A 17,893-nucleotide genomic window follows, 5' to 3' on the forward strand; every position below is an offset into this window, starting at 1 on the left:
AATAACCAAACAAAAAAGCCTGATGTATATCATCAAGCTTTTAATATTGTAGCGAGATCGAGATTTATATAATCTTTTTTGATGGCCTTGACAATAGTAAAAGCAAATGCTTCGCATTTTTGATTTTTATACTTATGCTTCATAAAGCAAGCTTTACAGCAGCGTATAAAAAAAGTCCAATACTTCCGTATTAGACTTTTACTGCTGTAGCGAGATCGAGATTTGAACTCGAGACCTCCGGGTTATGAATCCGACGCTCTAACCAACTGAGCTACCTCGCCATTATTGCGGCTGCAAATATAAAAACAAATTCAACGACAACAAACATAAGATTCTAAAAAAATAATTTTAGTTTAAAGTTTTTAATTGTACCAAATTGTATATATTGAGCAAATAATACAATGCTTATATGGACGATAAAGAAAAATATGAAATGGAGTTTGTAATACAAGCGTCTCCTTCACTTATATACCAGTATATATCCACACCTTCTGGCTTATCCGAATGGTTTGCTGATAACGTGAATTCTCGAGGAGAGTTGTTTACTTTTATTTGGGATGGTTCAGAGGAACAAGCTAAATTATTAACAAAGAAAAGTGGTGAACGGGTTAAATTTCGCTGGTTGAGCGATGATGAAGATGGAGCCTCATATTATTTCGAAATCCGCATTCAAGTTGATGAAATCACCAAGGACGTATCGCTTATGATCACTGATTTTGCAGAAGAAGATGAAATTGATGAAGGTAAAATGCTTTGGGATAATCAAATCTCTAGTCTCAAACAAGTTTTAGGCTCAAGGTAACTCGTAACTAATTCAACTATTATATCTTTGTCCCGATTTAATTTTTTATAAATCGGGACTTTTTTTATGGTAAATTTCAATGGTAATTTGGTTGATGTATCTGATCCAATATTAACTCAAGAAAACAGAGGTTATAAGTATGGTGATGCACTTTTTGAAACTCTTAAAGTTGTAAATGGTAAAATTTTCTTCTGGGAAGATCACTATTTCAGATTGATGGCCTCAATGCGAATTCTGAGGATGGATATTCCTATGAATTTCACCATGGAGTTTTTAGAGACTGAAATTTTAAAAACTGTTGAAGCTAATCAGTTGATTGATTCATCAGCTAGAGTGCGGTTTAATGTAGATAGGGGAAATGGAGGTAAGTATTTACCAAATGAAAACTCAAGAGTTAATTTTAATATTGTTGCAGAGCCTAAGCACGATCCCTTTTACAGTATTAACTCTGATGCTATCTACACAGTAGATCTCTATAAAGACTTCTTTATGGCACCTGGATTGTTATCTGGATTAAAGTCTAATAATAAAGCGATTCAAGTTATTGGGAGTATTTATGCCCAGGAAAATGATTTTGATAACTGTTTAATTTTAAACACTAAAAAAAATGTTATTGAAGCTCTAAATGGAAATTTATTCTTGGTAAAAGGCGATAAAATAAAAACGCCACCATTAGAAGACGGTTGCTTAAAGGGTGTTATGCGCAAACAGGTTTTGCAGATTTTATCTAAGGACGTTAATCTTTTCGTTGAAGAAACATCCATTAGCCCTTTTGAACTTCAAAAAGCAGACGAATTATTTATTACTAATGTTATAAAAGGTATTGTACCAATTACAAAGTATCGTAAAAAGATTTATGGTAGTGAATTTGCCCAAAAATTAGTGATAAAATTAAATACCAAGTTGAGGTTGAACCCTTAGTTGTAGCTTGGGTTTTCAGGCGCATTGGACCAAATACTATAATCGCCTCCAAGCTCTAACATTTTTTCACGCCAAAAGGTATTGCACGATTTTGCAATAATGTCGTTGTTGTAGATATTTTCAGAAACCAGCCACGCATTGGATTCAAGTTCGCTATCCAATTGTTCTTCTGCCCAACCAGAGTAACCCAAAAAGAAACGAATATCGTCCTGTGAGATTTTATTATCATTGATAAGATCCAAGACTACGCTAAAATCACCACCCCAAAAAATACCATTTGAGATTTCTATACTATTTGGAATCAAATCAGGAGACTTGTGTATAAAATAAAGATTATCTTGTTCTACTGGACCACCATTATAGACTGTAAATTCAGACTCTGTACCATCAATGAGATCTTTGAGATTATAGTCTAAAGGTTTGTTTAATATAAAGCCTACAGATCCCAGTGCATTATGATCTGCAAGAAGAATCACTGCACGATTAAAAGAGATGTCTCCAATTATCGATGGTTCTGCAATTAGTAAACTACCTTTTTCTGGCTTACTCATCCTTATATCTGCTTTGTGCTTACTAAAACTATGGCATTTTTACCAATTAAACAACTTAAATCTCTTAAAATTAGAGCAAAAAAAAGCCTACTCACTGAGTAGGCTCTGTATTTTTTAAGAAAAATGTCTTAGTTTACAGCGTTGCTTAAGTCAGAACCTGCCTTAAATTTCACTACATTTTTAGCTTTAATCTTAATAGTCTTTCCAGTTTGTGGATTTCTTCCATCTCTTGCAGCTCTTCTAGAAACTGACCAAGAACCAAATCCTACTAAAGAAACTCTGTTTCCTTTTTGTAAAGATCCTTCGATGTCAATTAACATAGAATCTAATGCTTTTTTTGCAGCTGCTTTTGTAATTCCAGCATTCTCTGCCATACCATTGATTAAATCTGTTTTGTTCATAAATTTTAAATTTAAATTGTTAAAAATTCGGTTTTTAATTAGTGATTCTTAAAAATCCGTAGACAAAATTATGAGGAATATTAAGCTACGCAAGTAATAGCAAGGGAAATAGGCGATTTTGTTGATAAGTCATAGCATTTGTTAATAAAGGAATGCATTTTGTCGGATTTTTTACAAGGTCAATAGCTGTAAGGGTTTACAGCATTTTAGCGATTTTAGAAAATTCAAAACCATTTAAGAGAGATTTTACATCCATTTTCCGCTTTCCAGGAAGTTGAATCTCATTCATTTTTATAAAGCCATCTTTGCAAGCTACTTTCAATTCGTCTTTATTGGTAAAGACAGACCCTATTTCATGACTGTGTTTTTCTCTTTCCTTTGCAACATCATATAATTTAATGGCGATTGGTTCTTTTTCGCCATTATCTAAGTAGCACCATGCTGTTGGAAAAGGATTCAACCCACGTATCTTATTGTAAATTGTGTCTAGGTCTGCATTCCAATCGATCTTACAGTTGTCGCGATTAAGTTTATAAGCCGTTTTTAAATCTTCAGATTTTGGTTGAATAGCAGTAGTCACTTCTCCTTTTTCGATTAATTGTACCGTCTCTACAACTAATTTACTTCCAATAGTCATTAACTCATCATGAAGTTCGCCAACAGTAGTGTCCTTTCCTATACTGGTTTTGTCACTAAGAATTATAGCTCCAGTGTCAATCTTTTCATCAATAAAAAACGTAGTGACTCCAGTTTCTGTTTCACCATTAATTATTGCCCAATGAATTGGAGCAGCACCTCTATATTGTGGTAGTAAAGATGCATGAAGATTAAAAGTACCATACTCTGGCATCTGCCAAACTACTTTTGGCAGCATCCTAAAGGCAACAATGATTTGTAGATTGGCATTTAAAGCTTTTAATTCTTCAACGAAAGGTTCGGCTTTTAAATTAGTGGGCTGAAGAATATTTAAATCATGTTTCAAAGCAAACTCTTTAACAGCTGAAGCCCTTAATTTTTGTCCACGACCTGCCTTACGATCTGGAGCTGTTATGACACCTACAACATTATAACCATTATCTATAAGTGCTTTTAATGTAGCAACTGCAAAATCTGGAGTGCCCATAAAAACTATTCTTAAGTCGCGTTTTTCTTTCATATTAGGGTGTAGGTGTTTGCTTGGGTTATTTTTATTTGTTTAATTTCGATGAGTTCAGAGAGACTTTGTAAAAGTTCTTTCTCGGTACAATTGATGGCTTTCAACAACTGTCGCGAAGATAAATCTTCTGTCCGTAATGCTTTTAGAAGTTGATTGGAAATATCAATTCTTGGTTGCTCTTTTCTGTTTGAAACTTTTTCCACACAAACTGAGCATTGGCCACATACTTTCTTTGCCTTTTCACCAAAGTAGGAGAGTAGCTGTTGATTTTTACAAACGGAATCATTCTTCCCATAATTAAGAACAGCTTCCACTTGTTTGTGTTTTAGTTGATGTTGCTGTTTTATGGTTTTTGCAATAGGGTTAATTGTAACATCATCCTCTCGTGGTTTTAAAAATGTAATTTCAGAATCTGTATTTGCCATTTGAAGACTTATAATCTCGTCCTTTTCTAACTGCTTTAATTGTGCAACGACTTTAGGTTCTGAAAGGTTGGCTTTTTGGATGACCAAATTTAAATTCACCTTAGTTTCATAGTCAAAAATTCCCCCATAGGTTCTCAGTAACACTTTAACTAAAGTATTTAAGTCCAAGTGTTTCTCTAAATATTGAAACAACATGGTATTCGTCGTTAGAAATTGAATCTTTGTTCTAAAGTTAAAATGCTGGGTTAAGGTTATAATCGAATTCCTGTCTAGTATTAGTAAGGCATTGTAGGTTAGACTTGGATTTAAGTTGTAAGCCGTACAAAAGGATTTAAAATCAAACTGATGCGTACCGTTTTCTCCCTCACCATAGGCCACTTGAAAATAGTTGCAAAGTTTGATATAAACTTTTTTCACAAAGTCAACTGATGGCAAAGCACTTAAAAATTGACTGCGCAAGCGGTCTTCATCTATATGTTGCTTTAAGATAATTGCATGAGCCAATTTGCCATCACGCCCAACTCTTCCAGCTTCTTGATAATAACTTTCTAGACTTTCAGGTAAATTGAAATGAATTACTGTTTTTACATCAGCCTTATCAATTCCCATTCCAAAAGCTGTTGTTGCTACCATAATTTCTTTTAGACCATTTAGCCACTGCTGCAACCGCTCTTGTTTTTCCTTATTGGTAATACCACCGTGATAAAAGGTAGAGGAGAAGCCTTTTGCTTCTAGATAGTTATGGATATCATTTGTGGCACGTCTGTTTCTCACATATATGATAGAAGATCCTTTGTATCTATTTAATATATGCTCCAGCTGAAATAATTTATCATCCGTGTGAATAACTTGATAGGAAATATTAGACCTTTCAAACGAGGCTTTAAATATTTTTGGATTAACAAAATCAAGATTTTCAACAATATCATTGATGACATTGTGTTTTGCTGTAGCCGTTAATGCAATGCAAGTAACTTGTGGATGCAGTTGTCGTAAAGTTGAAATATGCTTGTAAGCGGGTCTAAAGTCATTTCCCCATTGACTAATACAATGGGCTTCATCAACAGCAATGAGATTCACTTTCATTTGCTGAATGCGTTCTTGCACAATAGATTGCTGTAGTCGTTCAGGTGATAGGTACAAAAATTTGTAATTGCCGTAAATACAATTGTCTAATTGTGTATCTAAATCGCTATAAGACATTCCTGATGTAAGTGCTATGGCCTTAATCCCTTTTTGCTTTAAGGTGTTTACTTGGTCTTTCATTAAGGCAATTAATGGAGATACTACAATACAAATTCCGTCTTTTATTAATGCAGGAATTTGAAAACATATGGATTTTCCTCCGCCTGTAGGTAACAAGGCAAAAGTGTCCTCATTCTCTAAAACCGAAGTGATAATATCTTCTTGTAGCGGTCTAAAAGAGGTGTAATTCCAGTAACGCTCTAAAACTTCTATGGGATGCATTGTTACAAATTTAACACCTCTAAAACAAAATCTGAACGTTTTTCAATAGATTCAAAAGGTACATCAATGAGTTGGTAACCAAAACGCATATAGGTTTTCATTAAATGATGATGAATTTCTATGGCTTGTTCAAAGTTCTCGTAACGTTCACTATCACTTGTGAATATTTCTTGCCAAGGTGCTAAAACAAAAACAAAATCGTATTTGTGGTTTTTACTAGCCTCTATAAAATGTTTGGGATATTCATCTCCAATATAATCCATGTAGGCCAAAATGTCAGGTATGCCTCTGTCCAAGAAAACAATATTCTTTGGTTCTTTGGAGGCATCATTATATTGTTTGGTTCGACCTTCCAAAAGTTTTTCACTAAACAATAAAGGTTTGGACAAAAACAGTTGTTCTATGCCATCCTTTCTTGCCTGTAAGGTAATCTCTCGTGATATTTCATCATAGCATAGAAAGCCTCTAGATTTTAAGTGGTCAATAATTGAGGATTTTCCAGTTCCTGGTCCACCAGTGATAACGATTTTCTTTGGATTCAAATTGGCAATGTTTTTGCAGTAAAATTCGTGATAAAAAATTAGAACGGAAAATGTAAAGTTAAATGTATCTTTGCATCTGAAAAAATACGGAATGGATAATTCAAAAAAGACGGAAGAATTTTATGTAAAGTTAAAGGCACAACTGCAAGACACCACACTTTGGCCTAGCGAATATTTATATAAATTCATTGTTATATCGGAAACTGCTAAAATCGACGAAATTAAAACCCTGTTTAATCATTTAGGAGCTGTCATACAAACACGTCCATCAAAGAATGGAAAATATACCAGTGTTTCTATAAATGTTCGAATGAAAAACCCTGACGCCGTTATATTAAAGTATAAAGAAGTCGCAAAAAATGTAGAGGGTGTAATTTCCCTTTAAAAACCTTTTAAACTTCTTATTTTTTTGTACTTTGCAGCAAAACCTAGAGACTTCGGGTTTTCAATTTATTTACTACACATTTTACAATTTTGATTGACGATTTAGAATACAACACAGAACGCGAGCATTTAATTATACCAGAGTATGGACGTCATTTGCAGAAAATGATTAATCATGCTAAATCTCGAGAAACCAAGGAAGAACGAAATAAGTTAGCGAAAGCAATAATTTCCGTAATGGGCAATCTACAACCACATTTACGAGATGTGGCAGATTTTCAACATAAGTTATGGGATCAGCTATTTATCATGTCAGATTTTGAATTGGATGCAGATTCTCCTTTTGAGAAGCCATCCAAAGAAGAACTTACAGCAAGACCAGAGCCTTTAAAGTATCCACAGAATCATCCCAAATATCGTTTTTATGGAAACAATATTAAGACAATGATTGATGTGGCAGTAAGCTGGGAAGATGGCGAATTAAAAGAAGCACTTGTCTATACTATAGCAAATCATATGAAAAAGTGTTTCCTTAATTGGAATAAAGATACTGTGGAGGATGATGTTATTTTTGATCATCTGTTTGAACTTTCCAATGGTAAAATAAACCTTAAAAACAGTGAGGAGGACCTAACTGATTCTTCTAGTTTGATGCGTACAAAATCTAAGTACAGCAATAAAAACAATCCAAAAAAATCTAAGAAAAAATATTCCAATAACAGAAAACGTTACTAAGAACGTATGGGAACATTTAAAATTGAAGGAGGGCACCAACTCAGGGGAAGAATCCAACCACAAGGTGCAAAAAACGAAGCTTTACAAATCTTATGTGCAGTACTCTTAACTGCTGAAGAAGTAATTATAAATAACATACCAGATATTATTGATGTCAATAAGCTTATCGCTTTGCTTAAAAAGCTTGGTGTTAAGGTTAAAAAACTAGATAAGGGGTCCTATAGTTTTCAGGCTGATGACGTTGATCTAAAATATTTAGAGTCTGCCGAATTTAAAGAAGACGGTAAAGGTCTAAGAGGGTCCATAATGATTGTTGGACCATTATTGGGGAGATTTGGAAAAGGTTACATCCCTAAACCAGGAGGTGACAAAATAGGAAGACGACGATTAGATACGCATTTCGAAGGTTTTATAAATCTAGGTGCGAAATTCCGTTACAACAGAGATGATTTGTTCTATGGCGTAGAAGCAAAGAAACTTAAGGGTACTTATATGCTTCTAGATGAAGCTTCTGTTACGGGAACGGCCAACATTGTTATGGCTGCTGTATTAGCTGAAGGCATCACAACAATATATAATGCAGCCTGTGAGCCTTACTTGCAACAACTCTGTAAGATGTTGAATCGTATGGGGGCGAAAATTTCAGGTGTTGGTTCTAACTTATTAACTATCGAAGGCGTTGATAAACTTGGAGGTACAGAACATAGAATGCTACCAGATATGATCGAAATAGGTAGTTGGATTGGTTTAGCAGCAATGACAAAAAGCGAATTAACTATTACCAATGTAAGTTGGGACGATTTAGGCGTGATTCCAAGTGTGTTTAGAAAAACAGGAATTAATATTGAGCGTCAAGGAGATGATATCCATATTCCGGCGCACATCAATGGTTATGAAGTACAAAATTATATAGACGGTTCAATCTTAACTATCTCTGATGCACCGTGGCCAGGTTTTACGCCAGATTTATTGAGTATCATTTTAACTGTTTTGACCCAAGCCAGAGGAAGTGCTGTAGTGCATCAAAAGATGTTTGAAAGCCGATTATTCTTCGTGGATAAGTTAATAGATATGGGCGCGAAGATTATTCTTTGTGATCCACATAGAGCTACTGTAATTGGACACGATTTTAAGTCCACCTTAAAAGCAACAACGATGACGTCTCCGGATATCAGAGCTGGTGTCTCATTATTGATTGCGGCTTTATCTGCTAAAGGCACATCAATCATTCATAATATTGAACAAATCGATCGTGGTTATGAAAATATAGATGAGCGTTTAAGAGCTATTGGTGCTAAGATTGAACGCTTAGATGGGAATTAGTAATAGTATTATGGTTAAAATTAAAAAGCTTCAAGATTATCTTGAAGCTTTTTAATTTGCATCAATGGTTTTTATTATTCCATAGAATAAAAGTATTGCTCACTGGCAATTTTACCATCTTTTACTTCATATACGCAAACCTCTTCCATTTGTTGTCTTCCCCTGTCTTTGAAAGTACAATCAAATCCCATTTTAGCTGTAAAGAAATTACCTGCTACTAGTGGTTCACTTATACTACTTGAATGAAAATCCTCCACATTTTCTAACCATTCTTTACTTTTATTCCATACGTTTTGTTTTCCAGATATTTGTTCGCCTGGCATTCCTGGCATTTCTTTGCTTACTATGTTTTCAGCATAAAGTTCATTGATGCACTCTAGGTTTTTTCCTTGTTCGCACATTTCTTTCCATTTTTTGGCAACGTCCCAAGTATTCATATTGTTTGATTTTTAATTAGTGCCTTAAATTTAATTAAAATATAACCGACATATCTTAAAAGAATGTTAGGATTATAACCTATACACTTATAACAAGTAAAAGCTCTGATGGTTAGTCAGAGCTTTTTTAAAATTGTTTATTGAAATGGTTATTTCGGTTAAGACGTTACACGTCTTATGTTTTTAACGTTGTGTTTTTTGGATTATTGCATTAAGACTAATAAAAATTAATTCAATGCCGATTTGTAGGTTGCAAGGCAACGCTCACGAGCTTCTTTATGATCCACTATGGGTTGAGGGTAAGTTAACTCTTGATAATCTGGCACCCATTTTTGTATATACTTATGTTCCTTATCAAATTTTTGAATTTGTGATGTCGGATTAAAGATTCTAAAATAAGGAGCTGCATCTACACCAGAACCTGCGACCCATTGCCAATTACCAACATTGCTTGCCATTTCATAATCATGTAGCTTTTCTGCAAAATAGGCTTCTCCCCAACGCCAATCGATTAATAGATGTTTACATAAAAAACTGCCCACCAACATACGAACACGATTGTGCATAAAGCCGGTTTTATTGAGTTCTCGCATACCTGCATCAACTAATGGATATCCTGTTTTGCCTTGACACCATAGCTTGAATTCTTCTTCATTGTTTCGCCATTCAATCCTATCGTATTTAGATTTGAAAGCCTTGTCTTTGGTATGTGGAAAATGCCATAATATTTGCATAAAGAACTCTCGCCAAATCAATTCTTGCCAAAAGATTTCATTCTTTTCGGCAATGGCTTTTTTCATCATTTTACGAACACTAACAGTACCAAAGCGTAAATGTGGACCTAATCGTGATGTCGCATCTTTTGCAGGAAAATTTCGTGTTCCCTCATATTCTTGAATCAAGATTGGTGTAACTTCATATGGAGCAATCTCCTGTGAGGATTTTTCAAAACCTATATCAGACAAGCTTAAGTTGGGCAATCTGGAATGTTCTATAAGATTAGATAAATAACTGTTGGTATAGAAAATCTCTAAATCAATAGTCTTGAATTTTTCTTTCCAGGTTCGCATATAGGGCGTGTAGACTACATATGGATCTCCATCTTTTTTTACAACTTCATCTTTTTCAAATATTACTTGATCCTTATAAGTTTGAAATGTTATGTCATTGTCATTTAACAACTTTTCAATGGAGTCATCTCGCTCCTTTGCATAAGGCTCATAATCACGATTGGTATACACGGTGTCTATATGGTAATCCTCCATAAGTTGCTTGTATATTTCAAATGGCTTGCCGTGATGCATGGCAATACTACTGCCATGTTCCTCTTGAAAGGTTTTTCTCATTTCTTGGAGCGTTTCATGAATAAACGTTACACGCGCGTCATCTTTAGGCAGTTTATCTAATATTTCAGAATCGAAAATAAAAATTGGCAAAACAGGATGGTCTCCTTTTAGTGCTTCATAAAAACCGACATTGTCATCTATTCTTAAGTCTCTGCGAAACCAAAAGATATTCACTTTTTCACTCATGTTTAATGGATTAGTTGTATTTGAAAAGATAAATAGAATTTATAGATGTTAGTAATCCAAAAGAATTACATTTTAATATTTTCCGAAAAGTTCCTCTAATTTTTTTGTTCTATAATCAAAGATTTGTTCCAACTTTGGTTTTACCAAAAATGGATGTACCAACTGACCTAAAATACCAAATGGTACTTTGTAATCTATTATATCTTCCATTTCTACACCACCCTCAATTTCATGCACAAAATGTTTATGATGCCAAAACGCATATGGCCCGTATAGTTGATCATCTACAAAATACTTTTTGTCTTCGTATTGTGTAATCTCACTGACCCACTTAGTTTTAAAACCGGGCAATGGCGTAACGCTGTATTGCAATACTTGACCTGCAAACATTGGTCTATCCGCACCAGAAACAATAGCCATATTCATTTCTGAAGGTGTTAATTTTGAAAGATTTGACGGATCACATAAAAATGACCACGCCTCATCTAGCGTAATCGGTAATTTTTGGCACTTATGTAAAGTATAAATTTTCAAATTTGATTGACTTAATTATTAAATAATATATATCCGTTTAAAGACGTCGCAATACATAGCCAGATGAGGTATGGAACTAAAAGGTACTTAAGCCATTTCAACCTGTCATGTCTAAATGTAATGAAGAAGTAGAGAATAGTAAGCGTTAAGGCTATTAAAACAAAAAGTCCTATGTTAGTCATATTTTGGTTAAAGAAAAACCAATTCCAGCTTACATTTAGTAGCCAAGCTAATAAAAACACTAACCAAAGCGTAGGTTTTTCGCGTTCAATGAATAGTTCAGCTAAGTAATATGAAAAACATAGCATTATTGCAGTCCAAGCAAAACCAAACACCCATCCAGGAGGTGTCCAAGGTGCTTTATTTAGACTAGAATACCATTCTCCTGTAACTGCGTCTCCCATGAACCAATTACCAATGGCAAGTCCTCCAAAATTGATAATCAGAAATATAATTATATAAGATGCTTTTTTCAATGCCTATGGTTTAATGGCTTCAATACGCTCTAGGACTTTCTGTGCTTCGGCATATTTTTTATCACTTTCAGCTCTATTTGTAGTCGATAGTTTATGCCAGTCCGCCATCAATTTTTCGTATTGCTTTTGAAGCTTATCGATTTCTGAAGTTTTTTTGAATAGTCCGAACATTACTTTAAGTATTTTGTGATTCTAGAGTTTGTAGGTTTAGTAATAGAGTAGAAGTAATCCAAAAATTCTCCGTTTTTATCAACAAGATACTTCTGAAAATTCCATTTTACGGTAGAATTTTGTTTACCATTAATGGCTTTTGTGGTCAGCCACTGGAATAAAGGATGTTGATTAGGACCTTTGACATCTATTTTTTCTGTTATTAGAAAAGAGACCCCATAATTCACTTCACAAAATTCTTGAATTTCGTCCGAACTACCTGGCTCTTGTTTCCCAAATTGATTACAAGGTAAACCTATAATGACTAACTTGTCTTTATAAGATGCATGTAGTTCTTGTAGCTCTCTATACTGCGATGTGAATCCACATTTTGAAGCAACGTTTACAAGCAATATTTTTTTTCCTTTAAATTCAGACAAATCAATGGGTTTTCCTTGTAGACTATTTATCTCTAAGTCATAAATGGACTGAGAAGCTTTTTGTACTACATTTTTATCTGTAGTTGATAATGTACCAACAAATGCTTTTAATGGATTCATATAATTATATTTTAAAACTTACGATACCACAGTCCATTTCAAAGATTTGTCCAGATAAGGACGCAGCTTTATCCGATAATAGAAATGTTGCCATATCTGCAACTTCTTGTGGCTGTAAGTATTTTTTAAGTGGATGACGCTCATTCATATTTTCTATCATCCTGTCGTTTCGTAGTAATTTGGATGCCAAATCGGTATCAGTGACGGTTGGTGCAATTGCATTTACTCTGACTGTTGGAGCCAACTCAGCACCAAGAGATTTAGTTAAACCTTCTACGGCAGATTTTGATGCTGCCACACTTGCGTGAAAAGGCATACCCAATTTGGAAGCAACAGTACTGAACAAAAGTATTGCTGGTTTGTTCCCGTTCTTCAAAATAGTAAGGTACTTTTGAACAGATTTTACTGCACCGAGTACATTGATTTCAAAATCGTTTTTAAAATCATCGATACTCAGTCTGTTGATGGGCTTTAAATTGATGCTTCCAGGACAATAGACTAAACCATCAGCTGATTCAATATCTGGTAGATCGTCAGTTATCACATCACAATCGTGATGTGTTAAATTGTCATGAGACTGCTCAGGTGCTGTTCTACTGAGGTTTATGACTTTATGCGAAGAAAGCAAAGATGAGACGATTGCATTGCCTATACCTTTGCTTCCTCCAACTACTATAATAGTTTTCATATGTTGTTTATGCTGCTGTTAATGGACGACCTTTAAGACGTTTTTCGATTTTTTGTTTTATCACTGTTAAACGCTTCATCAGTTCCATTAATTTAGCATCTTTCTTTTGTTTGTAAATTTCATTTACACCAAGAATTATTTCCTTAGCTTCTCTTGCGGCTAAGATTCTGTCACTAGTCGTTTTGAACGAAAACTTTCTATTTTCAAATTCAACTGCTTTTTGTAATATATCCATAGCTTAATTATTTAAATAGTTTTGTAATTCTGCAATTTTTGCTGGTGTATTAAATTCACCACCATAATATGTCGTCACCGTTGCGGACGTATCATCTTTTACACCTCTAGAGGAGACACATAAATGCTTAGCATCTATAATTACCGCAACATCTTCTGTGTCTAAGACCGTCTTAAGTTCATTTGCTATCTGATTCGTCAAACGTTCTTGCACCTGCGGGCGCTTTGCGTAATACTGAACAATACGATTTAATTTTGAAAGACCAATCACCTTTCCTGATGACTTATAGGCAATGTGCGCTTTACCAATAATTGGCACAAAATGATGCTCGCAATTAGAATAGAACGTAATATTCTTTTCTACTAACATTTGATTGTACTGATATTTATTGTCGAACAGTGCGATCTTCGGCTTGTTTTCTGGATCTAAGCCTGAAAATATCTCTTCAACATACATTTTTGCTACACGATCTGGCGTGCCTTGTAAGGAATCGTCTGTTAAATCCAAACCTAAAACATCCATTATTTCTGAAAATAAAATAGAAATTCGTTGCTTCTTTTCGTCATTAGACATCTCGAAAGCGTTAGGCTTCATCGGTGTGTCTAGACTTGTAAATAAGTGGTCATCCCCTATATCCTCTGCACTAAATCCATTGAGGTGATGTCCGTTTTTTTGGGAAATTGTTTCTGTGTTCATAGAATCTTTTTAATGTGCTGTCTCTAAGTACTCCAGGCTTAAATCAAAGCACGTGTTAACGTTTTGAAATAGAGTTGTTTGTTATTGTTCTTTGACGCGAACACTTAAATCTGCCCTTGTCAAACGTTCTTTTTTTACTATGTTTCGTGGCTCTACCTTGCACACGTTCTCTCCACATTCTGAAGCTACTTGGCTTCATTTCTTTTCGCATTAAGTTTATGACTTCTTGTTCTTTTAAACCGAACTGAAACGTAATAGCTTCAAATGGCGTCCTATCTTCCCATGCCATTTCTATAATGCGATCAATATCTCTTACTTCTAAATTCATAAACTATAGGGCATTGCAAATTGCATGTCGTATTTTACTTTTTCATTTAGAAGTTTGTCAAAGAATTTTTTATTCTCCTTAAATGTCTTACTATTTCTAAAATGAATAAATCTACCCTGTGCATGCAAGCTCGATCCATTAACTTTATAAATTACAAGCTGGTAGTAGGGAATGATCCATGTAAAGTTCTTTAACCCTTGATTGATCATGACCAATATACCCTTAGGTCGTAATTCAATATTGGCGTAATTAATATCGGATACAACATTCATCATACTCTGCATATTAGGACTGACTTCGTCAATAATCATACGTTTAGAACCCACTCCTTTCATTTTCAATTTTTGTACCAAACTAAAAGAACTGCCAATTAAGTCAGCAATTATTTGCTTGTGCTCGGAGTTATAATGTGTCGTATTTAATATCATTACAATGTAAAGATACAAAATGTTTAACCTTTTAAATTAAAAGTTAAACAAAAATTAACACAGAATTAAGAATGTAAGAAAATTAGTTGTTTATTCGTTTCGAAGCATACGTTCTCTATCACTTATAGTATGTCGTTTAAGAATCCTAAAACTTTCACGTAATACCTCAGGATCTTTCTTCATATTCCAAAGAATATCGCTTGCACGTTTTCGGTTTTCCTTAATATTTACTATAGGATAAGGATAATCTTCGCCCAGCTTAAAATTGTAGAGCGCCTGTTCCATTTCAGTTATTAAATAAGGCTCATGTACAAATACTGTATCTAGATGTGCTAATTCGGGTACCCATTTTCTAATGAACGAGGCGTCAGGATCATGTTTATGGCCATTTATGGTCGGATTGTAAATTCTTAGGTTATTAATCCCTGTCTCACCGGCCTGCATTTGTAATTGTGGAAAATGAATACCTGGTTCAAAATCCAAAAACTGTTGTGAAAGGTGTGTGGTAGCAGATTGCCAAGGTTGCCAAAGGATATGCGTAAAAAAAGAAGCAAGCATGGCACGCATTCTAAAATTCACATAACCTGTTTCAATCAGGCAGCGCATACTTGCATCAACGAGAGGGAAACCTGTTTGTCCCTCGCGCCAGGCTTTTTGATAGTCTTCTGAAATGCTCTTTTTTAATTTATGATAACCCTTATTTACACTTGCGTTTTCCATGGTATGTTCCATTTCGAACTTTTGAATAAAATGTGCCTGCCATCTTAGTCGAGATAAAAATGCGCCAATATGACGTTTGTCTTCAGAGTTTTCTTTTATCACATTGCCTTTTTGGAATACTTGTCGTATGGACAGGTTTCCCCAAGCGATATACGGTGAAAGTCTGCTACAGCTCGTTCTTGATGCCTCTGGTTTTGATATGTTGAACATATAGTCGCTATGACGACCGTCAAAAAATGAATTGGCATATTTCCAAGCCATGGAACTTCCACCTTTTTGAAATTTTGTATCTGCTGGTGTCTCTAAATCCGCAATCGTAAACACTTTTTCTAGTGATTCAATAAGATCTAGTGACAAAAGTTGATTTTCCTTAGGTCGAAAGACTTCTAGCTCTCTATGCATATAGGCTTCCCAATTTTCAAACCAATGATCTCTATTTAATAAACCACGCTCAACGCCATTATTTTTACTTTCTTCCCATTTGATGAAGTTATTTCTACAATAGCGTGTAAATTCTTTATCTCTATTGTAAGTGACTAATAAACCGGTTTCGACATGCGAATAGATGGTGTCGACCTTGTAGAATTCCTGAATAAGATTAAAGACACTTTGTATGTCACTAGTAACAGTTAAAATTTTTGTGTTGTAGGTTTGTAATTGGCTGTTAAGGTCTCTAAGTGATTCTTTAATGAAGTTAAAATGGCGTTCACTATAGTGTTCGTCATTTAATAGCAAATGCTCAAAAACATAGAGCAGAAGAGTGGTTTTACTAGATTTTAAGGCATTAGCGATAGCCTCGTTATCCTCGAGTCTTAAGTCGCGCTTTAGCCATACTACGTTGATATGTTCTTTAGAATTATTCATCCAAGCTTTTCAAAAATTTTTCTGCGTTATTGAAATGGTTCTCCAAAGTTTCTTTTTTCATTCTATCCAAATTACCCAAGAGCATTCCTAACCTAGGATTTCCTGAAAAGAAATCACGGTGTTTATCCATAAATGTCCAAAATAATCCATCCCAAGTGTCCTGCCAATCGCCTTTTGAGTAATTGCTCATTTTCATAATATAGTTGCTGCTGCTGATATATGGTTTTGTAGACATTAAGCCGCCATCAGCATACAGGCTCATACCATAAACATTGGGTACCATAACCCAATCATAAGCATCGATGAACAATTCCATAAACCATTTATAAACCTCGTCTGGATCGAACTCACACAATACCATGAAGTTGCCCAGTATCATGAGGCGTTCTATATGATGTGCATAACCCGTTTTAATTATTTTTTTTATCACATCGTCAATAGGTTTAATACCCGTGGTGCCATTGTAGAATGATGCTGGTATTTTTCGGTTAAAGTTCCAAAAATTCTTAGTGCGTTCTTCAGTACCTTTTACTTCGTAAACACCGCGAATAAACTCTCGCCATCCGAGTATTTGACGAACAAATCCCTCTGTTGAATTGATTAGAACGTTATTCGATTTTGCATAATCTATAGCGCTTTCAATGACGTCTGATGGATTGAGTAATCCAACATTAATAAGTGGCGATAGGATGCTGTGATTTAGAAAATGCTCTTCTTTGACAATAGCATCTTCGTAGGGTCCGAATTCGTGAAAGCGTTGTTTGAAAAATTGCTGTAACCAATCTTCAGCAGATTCAAAATCTATAGGGTAAATAGTGAATTCGGTAAGCTGCCCATAATGATTACTAAAATTTGAACGCACATAATCTTCTGCTTCCTTGTGATACGATGTTTGATCTGGAAATTGAATGTTTGGCGGTGTCTTATCTTTCGGGTATTTCTTTCGGTTATCACCATCATAAGTCCATTTCCCGCCCTCAGGTTCATCCGAAACCATTAAGATATTTCGCTCTTTACGCTGGTCTTTATAGAATGATGTTTGAAAGAATTTCTTTTTAGAGGGTTTAAAGAACGAACTGAGTTCTTTTTTGCTATTAATGAAAAGGGGATTCCCATACCATTCTACACTAATATCTTTTGAAACGCAATTAATGTGCTTTTCTAGCCAATTGTCTGTTGGATCTATGATATGAAGTTTTTCAACCCCTTTATTAATAAGATGTGGAATCAATTCCCTAGCATCGCACAAATTTGAAGTCGCTTCAATATAGTTTACTATTTTGTTCTTGTCCTGTAAATATTCCTCATAAGCTTTCATTGAAGCCCTGTGAAATGCGATCTTTTGTTTATGGAATTTATAATGTTTGAAGAATAAAAATTCTTCTATGAGATATATATCAGCATCGATCTCAAGAATTGGTGAATTCTTGAAAAGTTGATGTGGGAATATGAGTATGGCTTCTTTCAATTTTTTTGTTTAAGTTGTTTTTTCTCTTTTACACCCCTAAAGTCCCCTCAAGGGGACAACAGTTTCTATG

Annotated in this window: 23 protein-coding genes and 1 tRNA gene; 5 read left to right on the plus strand and 19 right to left on the minus strand. The window is 34.7% G+C overall.

Annotated elements, in window-relative coordinates; genetic code table 11:
- Positions 1-207: 207 nt before the first annotated feature.
- Positions 208-281: transfer RNA gene (locus H7F21_RS13785), tRNA-Met, on the minus strand.
- A gap of 128 nt (positions 282-409) precedes the next feature.
- Here H7F21_RS13785 and H7F21_RS13790 point away from each other — a divergent pair.
- Together H7F21_RS13790 and H7F21_RS13795 are read left to right on the plus strand one after the other, a co-directional pair.
- Positions 410-802: an START-like domain-containing protein gene (locus tag H7F21_RS13790; RefSeq protein WP_185789880.1), complete on the plus strand. Its 393-nt coding sequence runs from the start codon at positions 410-412 to the stop codon at positions 800-802.
- Positions 803-868: 66 nt separating this feature from the next.
- The gene (locus tag H7F21_RS13795; protein WP_185789881.1) at positions 869-1,723 is read left to right on the plus strand and encodes an aminotransferase class IV; all 855 of its coding nucleotides are present in this window, start codon (positions 869-871) and stop codon (positions 1,721-1,723) included.
- On the opposite strand, the gene H7F21_RS13800 is transcribed toward H7F21_RS13795, so the two are convergent.
- From H7F21_RS13800 to H7F21_RS13820, 5 genes are all read right to left on the minus strand, one after another.
- Positions 1,720-2,274, minus strand: coding sequence for a YqgE/AlgH family protein (locus tag H7F21_RS13800; RefSeq protein ID WP_221892482.1), 555 nt, complete (start codon positions 2,272-2,274; stop codon positions 1,720-1,722). The genes H7F21_RS13795 and H7F21_RS13800 overlap by 4 nt on opposite strands.
- A gap of 128 nt (positions 2,275-2,402) precedes the next feature.
- Positions 2,403-2,675, minus strand: coding sequence for an HU family DNA-binding protein (locus H7F21_RS13805; protein WP_185789882.1), 273 nt, complete (start codon positions 2,673-2,675; stop codon positions 2,403-2,405).
- A 196-nt stretch (positions 2,676-2,871) separates the two neighbouring features.
- On the minus strand, positions 2,872-3,831 hold the full coding sequence (fmt, locus tag H7F21_RS13810; protein ID WP_185789883.1) for a methionyl-tRNA formyltransferase: 960 nt from the start codon (positions 3,829-3,831) through the stop codon (positions 2,872-2,874).
- Positions 3,828-5,723 carry a RecQ family ATP-dependent DNA helicase gene (locus H7F21_RS13815; RefSeq protein ID WP_185789884.1) on the minus strand — a complete coding sequence of 632 codons (1,896 nt, stop codon included), beginning with the start codon at positions 5,721-5,723 and terminating at the stop codon, positions 3,828-3,830. Before H7F21_RS13815 ends, fmt begins: the two co-directional genes overlap by 4 nt.
- 2 nt (positions 5,724-5,725) lie before the next feature.
- Positions 5,726-6,265: an AAA family ATPase gene (locus tag H7F21_RS13820; protein ID WP_185789885.1), complete on the minus strand. Its 540-nt coding sequence runs from the start codon at positions 6,263-6,265 to the stop codon at positions 5,726-5,728.
- Between the two features lie 91 nt (positions 6,266-6,356).
- Between H7F21_RS13820 and H7F21_RS13825 the strand changes: the two genes are divergently transcribed.
- From H7F21_RS13825 to murA, 3 genes are all read left to right on the plus strand, one after another.
- Positions 6,357-6,650 (plus strand): DUF493 family protein, encoded by a 294-nt coding sequence (locus tag H7F21_RS13825; protein ID WP_185789886.1) that lies wholly within the window; start codon positions 6,357-6,359, stop codon positions 6,648-6,650.
- Positions 6,651-6,739: 89 nt separating this feature from the next.
- A complete protein-coding gene (locus tag H7F21_RS13830; protein WP_185789887.1) occupies positions 6,740-7,384 on the plus strand; it encodes a DUF4290 domain-containing protein in 645 nt (214 codons plus the stop codon).
- 6 nt (positions 7,385-7,390) lie between these two features.
- Positions 7,391-8,707: a UDP-N-acetylglucosamine 1-carboxyvinyltransferase gene (murA, locus tag H7F21_RS13835; RefSeq protein WP_185789888.1), complete on the plus strand. Its 1,317-nt coding sequence runs from the start codon at positions 7,391-7,393 to the stop codon at positions 8,705-8,707.
- Between the two features lie 74 nt (positions 8,708-8,781).
- Here the strand turns inward: murA and H7F21_RS13840 are convergent, their stop codons facing one another.
- The 13 genes from H7F21_RS13840 to H7F21_RS13900 all read right to left on the minus strand — a co-directional run bounded on the left by H7F21_RS13840 (position 8,782) and on the right by H7F21_RS13900 (position 17,823).
- Positions 8,782-9,144: a nuclear transport factor 2 family protein gene (locus tag H7F21_RS13840; protein WP_185789889.1), complete on the minus strand. Its 363-nt coding sequence runs from the start codon at positions 9,142-9,144 to the stop codon at positions 8,782-8,784.
- A gap of 227 nt (positions 9,145-9,371) precedes the next feature.
- Positions 9,372-10,676 (minus strand): cryptochrome/photolyase family protein, encoded by a 1,305-nt coding sequence (locus tag H7F21_RS13845; protein ID WP_185789890.1) that lies wholly within the window; start codon positions 10,674-10,676, stop codon positions 9,372-9,374.
- 72 nt (positions 10,677-10,748) lie between these two features.
- The gene (locus tag H7F21_RS13850; protein ID WP_185789891.1) at positions 10,749-11,210 is read right to left on the minus strand and encodes an SRPBCC family protein; all 462 of its coding nucleotides are present in this window, start codon (positions 11,208-11,210) and stop codon (positions 10,749-10,751) included.
- A gap of 11 nt (positions 11,211-11,221) precedes the next feature.
- Entirely contained in the window at positions 11,222-11,686 is a 465-nt protein-coding gene (locus H7F21_RS13855) for a TspO/MBR family protein (RefSeq protein WP_185789892.1), read from the minus strand.
- Between the two features lie 3 nt (positions 11,687-11,689).
- Positions 11,690-11,857, minus strand: a complete 168-nt coding sequence (locus H7F21_RS13860; RefSeq protein ID WP_185789893.1) for a Lacal_2735 family protein — start codon at positions 11,855-11,857, stop codon at positions 11,690-11,692.
- Positions 11,857-12,396, minus strand: a complete 540-nt coding sequence (locus H7F21_RS13865) for a glutathione peroxidase (RefSeq protein ID WP_185789894.1) — start codon at positions 12,394-12,396, stop codon at positions 11,857-11,859. The genes H7F21_RS13860 and H7F21_RS13865 overlap by 1 nt, the downstream gene beginning before the upstream one ends.
- Positions 12,397-12,400: 4 nt before the next feature.
- The gene (locus H7F21_RS13870; protein WP_185789895.1) at positions 12,401-13,084 is read right to left on the minus strand and encodes an SDR family NAD(P)-dependent oxidoreductase; all 684 of its coding nucleotides are present in this window, start codon (positions 13,082-13,084) and stop codon (positions 12,401-12,403) included.
- A gap of 7 nt (positions 13,085-13,091) precedes the next feature.
- Positions 13,092-13,319, minus strand: a complete 228-nt coding sequence (locus tag H7F21_RS13875) for a hypothetical protein (RefSeq protein ID WP_185789896.1) — start codon at positions 13,317-13,319, stop codon at positions 13,092-13,094.
- Positions 13,320-13,322: 3 nt separating this feature from the next.
- A complete protein-coding gene (folE, locus tag H7F21_RS13880) occupies positions 13,323-14,015 on the minus strand; it encodes a GTP cyclohydrolase I FolE (protein ID WP_185789897.1) in 693 nt (230 codons plus the stop codon).
- Between the two features lie 55 nt (positions 14,016-14,070).
- Positions 14,071-14,343, minus strand: a complete 273-nt coding sequence (locus tag H7F21_RS13885) for a TIGR03643 family protein (RefSeq protein WP_185789898.1) — start codon at positions 14,341-14,343, stop codon at positions 14,071-14,073.
- A complete protein-coding gene (locus H7F21_RS13890) occupies positions 14,340-14,771 on the minus strand; it encodes a hypothetical protein (protein ID WP_185789899.1) in 432 nt (143 codons plus the stop codon). Before H7F21_RS13890 ends, H7F21_RS13885 begins: the two co-directional genes overlap by 4 nt.
- A 90-nt stretch (positions 14,772-14,861) precedes the next feature.
- Complete coding sequence (locus H7F21_RS13895) at positions 14,862-16,355, minus strand: cryptochrome/deoxyribodipyrimidine photo-lyase family protein (RefSeq protein ID WP_185789900.1); 1,494 nt, start codon at positions 16,353-16,355, stop codon at positions 14,862-14,864.
- Positions 16,348-17,823, minus strand: coding sequence for a cryptochrome/photolyase family protein (locus tag H7F21_RS13900; RefSeq protein WP_185789901.1), 1,476 nt, complete (start codon positions 17,821-17,823; stop codon positions 16,348-16,350). Before H7F21_RS13900 ends, H7F21_RS13895 begins: the two co-directional genes overlap by 8 nt.
- Positions 17,824-17,893: the final 70 nt, after the last annotated feature.

Origin of the sequence: Winogradskyella flava (assembly GCF_014243395.1) — a bacterium.
GTDB classification, from domain to species: Bacteria; Bacteroidota; Bacteroidia; order Flavobacteriales; family Flavobacteriaceae; genus Winogradskyella; species Winogradskyella flava.